General features: G+C 71.3%; 10 protein-coding genes. 3 read left to right on the forward strand and 7 right to left on the reverse strand.

Annotation, left to right across the window (positions count from 1 at the left end):
- The first annotated feature begins 3 nt into the window (after nt 1-3).
- Nucleotides 4-327 carry a hypothetical protein gene (locus tag ACKOQ4_RS01050; RefSeq protein WP_526287946.1) on the forward strand — a complete coding sequence of 108 codons (324 nt, stop codon included), beginning with the start codon at nt 4-6 and terminating at the stop codon, nt 325-327.
- A gap of 25 nt (nt 328-352) precedes the next feature.
- Complete coding sequence (locus ACKOQ4_RS01055) at nt 353-973, forward strand: LON peptidase substrate-binding domain-containing protein (RefSeq protein ID WP_526288000.1); 621 nt, start codon at nt 353-355, stop codon at nt 971-973.
- Nucleotides 974-980: 7 nt separating this feature from the next.
- Here the strand turns inward: ACKOQ4_RS01055 and ACKOQ4_RS01060 are convergent, their stop codons facing one another.
- From ACKOQ4_RS01060 to ACKOQ4_RS01090, 7 genes are read right to left on the reverse strand one after another with little or no spacing between them, the layout of a single operon-like run.
- A complete protein-coding gene (locus tag ACKOQ4_RS01060) occupies nt 981-1,919 on the reverse strand; it encodes an SAM-dependent methyltransferase (protein ID WP_526287948.1) in 939 nt (312 codons plus the stop codon).
- On the reverse strand, nt 1,919-4,117 hold the full coding sequence (locus ACKOQ4_RS01065) for an AAA family ATPase (RefSeq protein ID WP_526287950.1): 2,199 nt from the start codon (nt 4,115-4,117) through the stop codon (nt 1,919-1,921). The genes ACKOQ4_RS01060 and ACKOQ4_RS01065 overlap by 1 nt, the downstream gene beginning before the upstream one ends.
- Before the next feature lie 2 nt (nt 4,118-4,119).
- On the reverse strand, nt 4,120-4,983 hold the full coding sequence (gene pssA, locus ACKOQ4_RS01070; protein ID WP_526287952.1) for a CDP-diacylglycerol--serine O-phosphatidyltransferase: 864 nt from the start codon (nt 4,981-4,983) through the stop codon (nt 4,120-4,122).
- Entirely contained in the window at nt 4,980-5,684 is a 705-nt protein-coding gene (locus ACKOQ4_RS01075; RefSeq protein ID WP_526287954.1) for a phosphatidylserine decarboxylase, read from the reverse strand. The genes pssA and ACKOQ4_RS01075 overlap by 4 nt, the downstream gene beginning before the upstream one ends.
- A gap of 10 nt (nt 5,685-5,694) precedes the next feature.
- A complete protein-coding gene (gene moeA / locus ACKOQ4_RS01080) occupies nt 5,695-6,912 on the reverse strand; it encodes a molybdopterin molybdotransferase MoeA (protein WP_526287956.1) in 1,218 nt (405 codons plus the stop codon).
- A gap of 5 nt (nt 6,913-6,917) precedes the next feature.
- Nucleotides 6,918-7,856, reverse strand: coding sequence for an SDR family oxidoreductase (locus ACKOQ4_RS01085; RefSeq protein ID WP_526287958.1), 939 nt, complete (start codon nt 7,854-7,856; stop codon nt 6,918-6,920).
- Between the two features lie 6 nt (nt 7,857-7,862).
- A complete protein-coding gene (locus tag ACKOQ4_RS01090) occupies nt 7,863-9,563 on the reverse strand; it encodes a DEAD/DEAH box helicase (protein ID WP_526287960.1) in 1,701 nt (566 codons plus the stop codon).
- Between the two features lie 265 nt (nt 9,564-9,828).
- On the opposite strand from ACKOQ4_RS01090, the gene groL reads away from it, so the two are divergent.
- Nucleotides 9,829-11,454 (forward strand): chaperonin GroEL, encoded by a 1,626-nt coding sequence (gene groL / locus ACKOQ4_RS01095; protein ID WP_526287962.1) that lies wholly within the window; start codon nt 9,829-9,831, stop codon nt 11,452-11,454.
- Nucleotides 11,455-11,462 lie beyond the last annotated feature (8 nt).

The following is an 11,462-nucleotide window of genomic DNA, read 5'->3' on the forward strand; positions in this document are numbered from 1 at the left end:
CGCGTGACCCGCTGCCGAACGGTCCCGGTCCTGTTGGTAGTGGCGTTGCTGGCAGGGGGCTGCAGCAGGGCGATCGAGGGAACCCCGATCGCCACGCCCGGACAGGCCGGGATCACCGAAGGTGCGGCGATGCTGGCCACCACATGCGGTGACTATCTGACGATGGACAAGCCCGACCGGCTCAGGGTGATGACCGCGATCGGCGAGGCCGGCAACCGGCTGGTCGCGATCGCCCCGGAGGCCTGGGTCGACCTCGGGGCCGGGCTGTGCACCTTCGTCGACCCCGGTGTCGCGGTCAAGGACGTCGTCAGGGGAGCCGCGAGGTAGCGCCGTGGACAGCGCCGAGGTCCCGATGTTCCCGCTGCAGTCCGCACCGCTGCCGGGCGAGACCCTGCCGCTGCGGATCTTCGAACCGCGCTACGGACGGCTGGTCCAGGACTGTCTGGCCGCGCCCGAACCGGCGTTCGGCGTGGTGCTGATCAGCCGGGGCCTGGAGGTCGGCGGCGGCGACTCCCGAAGCGACGTCGGTGCGCTGGCGCGCATCACCGAGCACGCCGATCTCGGGATGGGTCTCTACCAGTTGATCGCGGTGATGGGGGAGCGCATCCGGGTGCTGCGCTGGCTGCCCGACGACCCCTATCCGCGAGCCGCGATCGAGCCGTGGCCGGACGAGCCGGGACCGCCGGTCGGCCCGGAGCAGATCGGCGAGGTCATGGACCGCATCCTCGCGCTGTACCAGAGGGTGGCCCAAGCCCGCGGCCTGGCGCTGGCACCCGGCGCGCTGGCGGTCGACCCCGACATCGCCGACGACCCGTCCCGTCACCTCTACGCCCTGGCTTCCCGGGTACCGATGGGTGCGGCCGACCGCTACGCCGTACTGGCCGCACCGAGTCTGGCCGAGCGGGTGGGTGTGGTGACCGACGCGATCGAAACCGTCAGCGCCATGGTCGAATTCCAGCTCTCCGAGGAGTAGCCGACGCTTACCGCGCCTCCCGGACCGCCTCGATGAACAGACTGCCCGGGACGGTGTCCCCGGGTCCACCCGAGCCGGGCCGGTGGTAGCGCTGCATCATCTCGCGCGAGTCGAGAACGCAGACCTCCCAGCCGTGGTCCTGCAGCCATCCGGCGACGTCGGTGCGCGGCTCGAGATACCACAGCGCCTCGGTGTCGGGGACCGCGACGCCCCGCGCGGCGGCGGCTTCGCTGACCGCGCGCAACTCCTCCCGGCGGCGGGCCAGCACGGCCGGGTCGAAGAACTCGGCACCGAAGGCCTCGACGGCCAGCCGGCTGCCCGGGGCGCTGAGTGCGTCGACACGCTCGAAGAGCAGATCCTGATCGGTGGCGGACAGGTACGGCAGTAGACCCTCTGCCAGCCACGCCGTGGGCACGGTGGGGTCGAAACCGTTGGCGCGCAGGGCAGTCGGCCAGTCGTGCCGCAGATCAACCGGAACCGGCAGGTAGCGCGCAGCGGGCCGGGCGTGGTGGCGTTCGAGCACCTCGGCTTTGAACTCCAGCACCTTGGGCAGGTCTATCTCATAGATCGTGGTGCGGGCGATCCACGGCAGCCGCCAGGGCCTGGTGTCCAGACCGGCGGCCAGGATCACCGTCTGGTCGAGTCCGTTCGCGCCGGCGGTGGTGAAGAAGTCGTCGAAGTACCGGGTGCGAGTCGCGATGTAGGCGGTCAGCGTGTTCATCCGGGCCGCCACCTGTGGGTCGCCGCTGATCCCGGCGAGTTTCTCGGCGGCGAACGGTGGCTGCCATCCGGCGGCGGTGGCGGCGGTGATGAAGAATTCCGCGTACGGATCGGTGAAAAGAGGCGCGGCGCTGCGGGACTCGGCGGCGCGGGCACGCGCCACACTCAGCGCCGTCGCCCCCACGCTCTCGGTGATGTCCCAGGAGTCGTCGTCGGTCCGGCCCATCAGCGTTCGGCCGCGAACGCCCGCAGTGAGGCGACCTGCTCGGCATCCAGCGACGGTCGGACCGCCTCGCGGGCGCTGGCCAGGTCGGCGGCGGTGACGTCGGCGGCGTCGATCGACCGGCGCATGGCGGTCAGCGCGGCCTCCCGCAGCAGCGCCACGCAGTCGGCCGCGCTGTAGCCGTCGAGTTGGGCGGCGAGGTCCTTGAGGTCGACCTCCTTGCTCAGCGGCACCGACTTGGCCGCCGTCTTGAGGATCTCGTAGCGGGCCTCGGCATCGGGCGGCTCGACGAACACCAGGCGCTCGAGCCGGCCGGGGCGCAGCAGCGCCGGGTCGATCAGTTCCGGGCGGTTGGTGGCGCCCAGCACCACCACGTCGCGCAGCGGGTCGATGCCGTCCAGTTCGGTCAGCAGGGCGGCGACCACCCGGTCGGTCACTCCGGAGTCGAAGCTCTGCCCGCGCCGCGGCGCCAGCGCGTCGACCTCGTCGAGGAAGACCAGTGACGGTGCGGAATCCCTTGCCCGGCGGAACAGTTCGCGGACCGCCTTCTCCGAGGATCCGACCCACTTGTCCATCAGTTCGGCGCCCTTGACGGCGTGCACGCTCAACCGCCCCGAGCTGGCCAGTGCCCGCACCACGAAGGTCTTGCCGCAGCCCGGCGGACCGTAGAGCAAGACGCCGCGGGGCGGGTCGACGCCGAGTCGGGCGAAGGTGTCGGGATGCTGCAGCGGCCACAGCACCGCCTCGGTGAGCGCCTGCTTGGTCTCGACCATGTCGCCGACGTCCTCGAGGGTGACCGAGCCGACGGCCACCTCCTCGGTGTTGGACCGCGACAGCGGCCGGATGACGCTCAGCGCGCCGGCGAGATCCTCCTGCGTCAATGCCGGCGGCTTACCGTCCTCACTGGCCCGGGCGGCCGCCCGCAGCGCGGCCTCACGGACCAGTGCGGCCAGGTCGGCCCGGACGAATCCGGGTGTGCGGTCGGCGATCTCCTCCAGTTTGAGGCTCTCGGAGGGGACATCGCGCAGCAGCACCTCCAGCAGTGCCTTGCGGGTCGCTCCGTCAGGCAGACTCAGTCCGAGTTCACGGTCACAGAGATCCGGGGCTCGCAGCCGGGAGTCCAGCGCGTCGGGCTGCTGGGAGGTGACCACCAGCGCCACCCCGGGGGCGGAGACGGCCTTGCGCAGTTCGGCGAGGATCATCGTCGCCACCGACTCCGGCGGATCGGGGAGCAGCGCGTCGATATCGGTGACCAGCAGCACCCCGCCGCCGTTCATGACGTCGGCCACCGCCCGGGCGACGGCCTGGTGACGCTCGGGCGCGGCCAGCGCACCGGTGTCGGGTCCGTCCAGGCGCACCAGCCGGCGGCCGGCGCACACGGCCCGGACCAGTCTGGCCTTGCCGACCCCCGCGGGGCCGGTGATCAGCACGCCGAGGTTCGGTTTGGCGCCGAGCTTCTCCAGCAGGGCGGGTTCGTCGAGAGCCAGCTTGAGCCACTCGGCCAGGCGCCCGGCCTGGGTGTGCTGACCCTTGAGGTCATCGACGCTGATGGCCGGTTCCTCGGGCCATTCGGTGGGCTGGCTGACCGCCGGCGTGGAGCCCGTGGCCGCGGCGCCGCCCTCACCCCAGGTGACCGACGAATTGGGTTGCACCGAAACGGGTCCGGCCGGGTCGGTACCGGTGACGGTCAGCAGTTCGGAGGTCCACGTGATGCCTACCGAGGTGGCCAGGGCGGCGCTGGCCTGCGAGGTCGAGGTCCCCGGACCGAGGTCTCGGGGCAGCAGCGACACAGTGTCCCCGACGGTCAGTACCTTGCCCAGCAGCGCCTGGCGCAGGGTCGCCGAGTTCACCGAGCGGGTGGCGAGTGCCGACCCGCTCAGAGTCACCGAGCGGGCGCCGTAGACGGTCACCGGGGACACCACCACCGTCGCGTCCTCGCGCAGACCGGCGTTGGACAGCGTCACGTCGTCGAGCAGGGCGGTGCCGGCCGGCGTTCCCGGCGGAGCTATCCCGACGACCGCCGCCGTGGTGCGCGAACCCATCAGCGACACCGCATCCCACTCGCGGATTCCCAGCGCCGCGATGGCCTCCGGGTGCAACCGCACCACGCCGCGGCGGGTGTCCAGGGCCGCGGTGTTGAGCCGGGCGGTCAGCGTCAGGCTGGTGACCGGGCCCCTGGGGTCGGAGAACGCTTGCGTCACGGCTAGCCTCCTGGCTTGCGCAGGCCCAGTCGGGCAGTCGAGCGGCGGTGCGGGTGCTGGGCGCGGTGGGCGGCCCGGCGCGCGGCGCGGCGTTGCCGTGAGGTGTCGTTCCAGGTCTCCGGGTGGGCGGCGGCCCAGCGTGCGCTGCGGGCGGCGAACGGCATGTGCACCACATAGGCGGCGATGATCAGCAGGATCAGCAGGTAGGGGAAGACGAAGGCGGCCGCGGCCACGATGGCTACCCCGGCCAGGACCGGGGCCACCAGGTTCGGCGAGACCTTGAAGGTGTGGATCTTGCGCATCGGGATCCGGCTGACCACCAGCAGCGACACCCCGATCATCCAGATGATCACGACGACCTCGGCGGTCTCGGTCGTCCACCACGGGCCGGGCCACTGCATCTTGGCGGCCAGCGGACCGATCGCGCCGATGGCCCCGGCCGGCGCGGGCATGCCGACGAAGTAGTCCTTGGTGTAGGACGGCAGGTCCGAGCCCAGCAGCGCGTTGAACCGTGCCAGCCGCAGCACGATGCACACCGTGTAGAGCAGGACCACGATCCAGCCGACCCGGTTGTGGGACAGCAGTGTCGCGTAGACGATGAAGGCCGGGGCAACACCGAAGTTCACCGCGTCGGCCAGCGAGTCGATCTCCTCGCCCATCTTCGAGGTGGCGTTGAGCACCCGGGCCACCCGCCCGTCGAGCGCGTCGAGGATGGCGGCGGCGGCCAGCAGCGCCATGGCCTCGGTCGGCCGGTTCTCCAGCGCGAACTTCACCGCGGTCATGCCCAGGCAGATGGCCAGCACCGTCATCGCACTGGGCAGGATGCGCCGGTTCAGCGGGTTGACCCGGGGCCGGGGTTTGATCACGGCAGCCGGGCCAGGACGGTTTCGCCGGCCAGGGTGTGCTGGCCGGGCTCGATGAACACCTCCGAACCGGGCGGCAGGTAGGTGTCCAGCCTCGAGCCGAATCGGATCAGTCCGTAGGTGTCGCCGATGCCCACCATCTCGCCGCCGTGCAGATCGCAGACGATGCGGCGGGCCAGCAGACCGGCGATCTGTACGACCACCACCTGATGTCCTTCCGGCGTGCGGATCACGACACTGTTGCGCTCATTGTCCTCACTGGCGGCGGCCAGGTCGGCGGAATGGAAGCTGCCCGGCCGGTGCCGCACGGCGAGCACCTCGCCGCCGACCGGGATGCGCTGCACGTGGGCGTCGAGCAGCGACAGGAAGATGCTGATCCGCGGGACCGGTTCGGAACCGAGGCCCAGTTCGGCCGGCAGCGCCGCGGTGTCGATCAGGCACACCTCGCCGTCGGCGGGAGCGACGACCAGCCCCGGACGGGTCGGCGGCGTGCGCGGCGGGTGCCGGAAGAAGCCCGCGTTGGCACCCGCCGCGGCCAGGCCCGCCCGGCGGACCCAGCGGTGGTTGCGCCCCAGTGCGGCGACCGCCGCCGAGGCGGCGATGAACGGGAAGCCGGCGGGGTGGACGGGGGGTATCGAGGACCGGATCAGCCCGGCCAACCGCTGCGGACCGGACTGCACGGTGTCATCGGGGCGTCTGGCCATCGGCGTGAGTCTAGTGCGCGCCGACGGGCGACAGATCCCAAACCGCAACGGGCTCACCGGCGCCGACCTCGGTGACCTCGGGCCCGATGTCGAGCAGGCAGTTCGCCGAGGCCAGCCAGCGCAGATGGTGGGAGGCCGGCGGGCCGTAGCCGGTGACGGTGCCCGCGGCGGGGTCGAACACGCCGCGGCGGAACTGCCGCTTGCCCGGCGGGGAGGTCAGTGACTCGGTCAACACCGCGGTGCGCCGGGGCCGGTCCGGGTGCGGGACGCCCATCGCCGCGCGCAGGGCGGGCCGCAGGAAAACCTCGAAGGACACCAGTGCGCTGACCGGGTTGCCCGGCAGGGTGATGATGGCGCGGCCGTCGGGCAGGGTGCCCGCGCCCTGCGGCATTCCGGGCTGCATCGCCACCTTGACGAACTCCACCCGGTCCTGCGCGCCGAAGGCGTCCTTGACCACCTCGTACGCCCCTGCGCTGACCCCGCCGGACGTGATCACCACATCGCAGCGTCCGGCGTGGTCGTCCAGCAGGGCGCGGAACCGCCCCACATCGTCGCCGCAGGTGGCCACTGCGGCCAGTTCCGCGCCGGCATCGCGGACCGCGGCGGCGAGCATGACGGCGTTCGACTCGTAGATCTGACCCGGCCGCAACGGGTCACCGGCGGCGACCAGTTCCGATCCGGTCGACACCACCAGTACCCGTTGTCTGGGCACCGTGGTCAAGTCGGCAAGGCCCAGTGCGGCCGCCAGGCCCAGCGCCGGCGGGGTGAGGATCTGCCCCGCGCGCAGCACCGTCGCCCCGGCGGCCACGTCCTCGCCGGCCCTGCGGATGTGCTGCCCGGGCCTGGCGGACGCGCTGACGGTGACGACTTCGGTGCCGGCGTCGGTCACCTCCACCGGGACCACCGCCGTTGCGCCGTCCGGGAGCGGGGCGCCGGTCATGATGCGGTGCGCCGTCCCCGGCGCCAGCGTCAGCTCGTCGGTGCGCCCGGCCGGGATATCCTCGGCCACAGGCAGTTTGACGGGCTTGTCGGGTCCGGCACCGGCAACGTCTTCGGCGCGCACCGCGTAGCCGTCCATGGCGGAGTTGTCGAACACCGGCAGTGCCAGCGGGGCCAGGACCTCCCCGGCGAGCGCCAGGCCCAGCGCATCGGCCAGCGGCACGGGGGCTGCCGGCCGGGCGCGGATGAGTCCGGCGACGACGCGCTGATGCTCCTCGACGCTGCGCACGGGTGTCAGACCGGATAGGTGACGCCGGTCAGCTCCTCGGAGACCTTCCAGAGTCTCTCCTGAACCGCGACGTCGCGGGACTGTGCGCTCGAGGTTGCCAGCACCGGGTGGCCGCGCATTTCGCGGAACCCGTCGGGACCGTAGTACTGACCGCCCTGCACCGCCGGGTCGGTGGCGGCGCGAAGGGTGGGCAGCGCGCCCATCTCCGCGGTGTTGAGAAGCAGCCCGGACAGCCAGCTGACACCGGGGAGACTGGCGCCGGGCACGTGCCGGGTCAGTTCGGTTGCCGCCACACCCGGATGTGCCGCCACCGCTATCGTTTTCGCTCCCGCGGTCCTCGAGGCCGCGGCCAGCCGGCGTTGCAGGTCGTAGGCGAACATCAGGTTGGCGAGCTTGGACTGACCGTAGGCGGCCACCCGGTCGTATTTGCGGCGCTCCCACTGAAGGTCGTCGAAGTCGATCCTGGCCCGGATGTCGTGGGCGATGCTCGCAACCACCACCACCCGCGAGCCGCCGACGTCGAGCATGTTCCCCAGCAGCAGTCCGGTCAGCGCGAAGTGCCCGAGATGGTTCGTGCCGAACTGCAATTCGAAGCCGTCCGCGGTTGTCGACTTGGGCGGGTACATCACGCCGGCGTTGTTGATCAGCAGGTCGATCCGGGGGTATTCGGCGGCCAGTTCGGCGCCGGCCTGTCTGACCGACGCCAGCGACCCCAGGTCGAGCTTGCGCACGGAGACCTCGGCGTCCGGCGAGAGCCGGCGGATACGGGCGGCGGCGGCGTCGCCCTTGGCGGTGTCGCGGACCGCCATGACCACGTGCGCGCCGCGGGCGGCGAGCACCCGGGCGGTGTCGTAGCCCAGCCCGGTGTTGGAGCCGGTGACGATCGCCAGGCGCCCACTCTGGTCGGGAACGTTGCTCTCGGTCCATTTCATGTCTTTGAACATACGGTGCTAGCGGCCGGCTTCACCATGGCTGTTCAGCGCGCGCACCGCCTCGATGCGGGACTGCAGCTGCTCGCCGTTCGCCGCGGCCACCGGCGGGCCGCCGCAGATCCGGCGCAGTTCGTTGTGGATCCAGCCGTGTGTCCGGCCGGTGCGGTGGTGGGTGGCGGCGACCAGGGCGTTGAGTTCCCGGCGCAGCTCGCTGAGCCGGCCATGGGTGGTGCGCGGCGGCTCGCCCCCGGCCGCGGTGCGGCTCGCCAGTTGCTCCTCCTGGCGTCGTCGCAGCAGATCCCGCATCTGCCCCGCGTCCAGCAGGCCGGGGATTCCGAGGTAGTCGGCCTCCTCGTCGCTTCCCGCCGGGGTGGCGGTGCCGAACGAGGCGCCGTCGAAGATCACCTGGTCGAGTTCGGCGTCGGCGCCGAGGCATTCGAACCCGCTGTCGGCCTCCGACGGCTCGGTGCGTCGACGTTCCGGGGGCATCTCCTCGTGCAGCGGCTCGCGGTGCGGCCTGCCCAGCACATGGTCGCGCTGGGCCTCCAGTTCGCTGGCCAGCCCGAGCAGTGTCGGAACCGAGGGCAGGAATATGGACGCCGTCTCGCCGGGCGTGCGGGAACGGACGAACCGGCCGACGGCCTGGGCGAAGAACAGCGGGGTCGATGCGCTGGTGGCGTAGACCCCGACCGCCAGCCGCGGCACGTCGACCCCCTCGGAGACCATCCGCACCGCCACCAGCCACCGGCCGGTGCCCGTGGCGAACTCGGCGATCCGGTCCGAGGATCCCGGGTCGTCGGACAGCACCACGGTGGGCGACTCTCCGGTGATCGTCGTCAGCAGTGCGGCGTAGGCGCGGGCCGCCTTCTGGTCGGAGGCGATGACCATGCCGCCGGCGTCGGGCATGCCGTCCTCGCGCTTCTGGCTCAGTCTCCTGTCGGCGGCGGCGATCACCGCGGGCATCCACTCGCCCTGGGGGTCCAGCGCCGTGCGCCAGGCGCGCGCGGTCTGCTCGGCGCTCAGCGGCTCACCGAGCCGGGCGGCGTGCTCCTCGCCGGCGCTGGTGCGCCACCGGGCCTCCCCGGAGTAGGCGAGGAAGACCACCGGCCGCACCACTCCGTCGGCCAGGGCCTCGGCATAGCCGTAGCTGTGGTCGGCCTCCGAGCGCAGCAGGCCCTGGCCGTCGGGGGAGTAGCTGACGAAGGGGATGGCGCTGTCATCGCTGCGGAAGGGCGTGCCGGTCAGGGCCAGCCGCCGGGCGGCATCGCCGAAGGCCTCCCGCACGGACTCGCCCCAGCTCTTGGCGTCGCCGCCGTGGTGGATCTCGTCGAAGATCACCAGCGTGCGCCGGTTCTCGGTACGCACCCGGTGGCGGGCCGGGTGGCTGGCGACCTGCGCGTAGGTCACCACCACACCGTGGTAGTCGTCGGAGGTCTGAGACGAGGAGTTGGTGAACTTCGGGTCCAGTGCGATCCCCGACCCCGCGGCCGCGGCCGCCCACTGGGTTTTCAGATGCTCGGTGGGCACCACGACGGTGACCCGTTCGACGGTGCCCTCGGCGAGAAGTTCGCCGACGACCCGCAGCGCGAAGGCGGTTTTCCCGGCGCCCGGGGTGGCTACCAGCAGGAAGTCCCGGGGTCGGCCGGTCAGGTAGCGCACCAGGGCCCGCCGCTGCCAGCCCCGCAGAGCCCGGGAACTGGGCGCCTCGACCGCCTGCAACCGAGGCCTCCCTTCTGACCGCAAGGACTTTAGTGCAACCCGGACAGGCCGGGGACCGCCGCCGCTGGCGTGTCCGGCGCGTCCGCCCGGGGCGAACGATCTTGCACTCGGGAGGGGAGAGTGCTAAAACTGACTTTGGCACTCACGACCGGTGAGTGCTAGGTCGGGACGGTGAGATTTCAGCCGCTGACAGCTGGAGTCGTCCGTCGCGGGCACTGCGTCCGACCGAAACGTGTCATTCCCCAACCGGAGGATTCGCACCGCAATGTCCAAGATTATTGCGTACGACGAAGAGGCCCGCCGCGGCCTCGAGCGGGGCCTGAACGCCCTCGCCGACGCGGTCAAGGTCACGCTCGGCCCCAAGGGCCGCAACGTCGTCCTGGAGAAGAAGTGGGGCGCTCCCACGATCACCAACGACGGTGTGTCCAGCGCCAAGGAGATCGAGCTCGAGGACCCCTACGAGAAGATCGGCGCCGAGCTGGTCAAGGAGGTCGCCAAGAAGACCGACGACGTCGCCGGCGACGGCACCACCACCGCCACCGTGCTGGCTCAGGCCCTGGTTCGCGAGGGTCTGCGCAACGTCGCGGCCGGCGCCAACCCGCTGGGTCTCAAGCGCGGGATCGAGAAGGCCGTCGACAAGATCACCGAGACGCTGCTGAAGTCGGCCAAGGAGGTCGAGACCAAGGAGCAGATCGCTGCCACCGCCGGTATCTCGGCCGGTGACCAGACCATCGGTGACCTGATCGCCGAGGCCATGGACAAGGTCGGCAACGAGGGCGTCATCACCGTCGAGGAGTCCAACACCTTCGGCCTGCAGCTCGAGCTCACCGAGGGTATGCGCTTCGACAAGGGCTACATCTCGGGCTACTTCGTGACCGACGCCGAGCGTCAGGAAGCGGTCCTGGAGGACCCCTACATCCTGCTGGTCAGCTCGAAGGTCTCCACCGTCAAGGACCTGCTGCCGCTGCTGGAGAAGGTGATCCAGTCGGGCAAGCCGCTGCTGATCATCGCCGAGGACGTCGAGGGCGAGGCGCTGAGCACCCTTGTGGTCAACAAGATCCGCGGCACCTTCAAGTCCGTCGCCGTCAAGGCTCCGGGCTTCGGTGACCGCCGCAAGGCGATGCTGCAGGACATGGCCATCCTCACCGGTGGCCAGGTCATCAGCGAGGAGGTCGGGCTGTCCCTGGAGACCGCCGACACCTCGCTTCTCGGGCAGGCCCGCAAGGTCGTCGTCACCAAGGACGAGACCACCATCGTCGAGGGTGCCGGTGACTCGGAGGCCATCGCCGGACGGGTCGCCCAGATCCGCAGCGAGATCGAGAACAGCGACTCCGACTACGACCGCGAGAAGCTGCAGGAGCGCCTGGCCAAGCTGGCCGGCGGTGTTGCGGTGATCAAGGCCGGAGCGGCCACCGAGGTCGAGCTCAAGGAGCGCAAGCACCGTATCGAGGACGCGGTGCGCAACGCCAAGGCCGCCGTGGAGGAGGGCATCGTCGCCGGTGGCGGCGTGGCTCTGCTGCAGTCGGCCCCGGCGCTCGACGAGCTGTCGCTGACCGGCGACGAGGCGACCGGTGCCAACATCGTCAAGGTCGCGCTGGAGGCCCCGTTGAAGCAGATCGCCTTCAACGCCGGCCTGGAGCCCGGCGTGGTCGCCGAGAAGGTCCGCAACTCGGCATCCGGCACCGGCCTCAACGCCGCCACCGGTGAGTACGAGGACCTGCTGTCCGCCGGCGTCGCCGACCCGGTCAAGGTCACCCGCTCGGCGCTGCAGAACGCGGCGTCCATCGCGGCGCTGTTCCTGACCACCGAGGCCGTCGTCGCCGACAAGCCGGAGAAGGCCGCCGCACCCGCGGGCGACCCGACCGGTGGCATGGGCGGTATGGACTTCTAAGTCCCGCA

It is taken from the genome of Mycobacterium sp. (genome assembly GCF_046095365.1).
In the GTDB taxonomy this organism is placed as follows: Bacteria; Actinomycetota; Actinomycetes; order Mycobacteriales; family Mycobacteriaceae; genus Mycobacterium.

Excerpts from the sequence above, each read along its gene's own strand:
- ACKOQ4_RS01055 (WP_526288000.1), top strand. The coding sequence starts at position 353 with ATGTTCCCGCTGCAGTCCGCACCGCTGCCGGGCGAGACCCTGCCGCTG.
- ACKOQ4_RS01060 (WP_526287948.1), bottom strand. The coding sequence starts at position 1,919 with ATGGGCCGGACCGACGACGACTCCTGGGACATCACCGAGAGCGTGGGG.
- ACKOQ4_RS01075 (WP_526287954.1), bottom strand. The coding sequence starts at position 5,684 with ATGGCCAGACGCCCCGATGACACCGTGCAGTCCGGTCCGCAGCGGTTG.
- ACKOQ4_RS01085 (WP_526287958.1), bottom strand. The coding sequence starts at position 7,856 with ATGTTCAAAGACATGAAATGGACCGAGAGCAACGTTCCCGACCAGAGT.
- groL (WP_526287962.1), top strand. The coding sequence starts at position 9,829 with ATGTCCAAGATTATTGCGTACGACGAAGAGGCCCGCCGCGGCCTCGAG.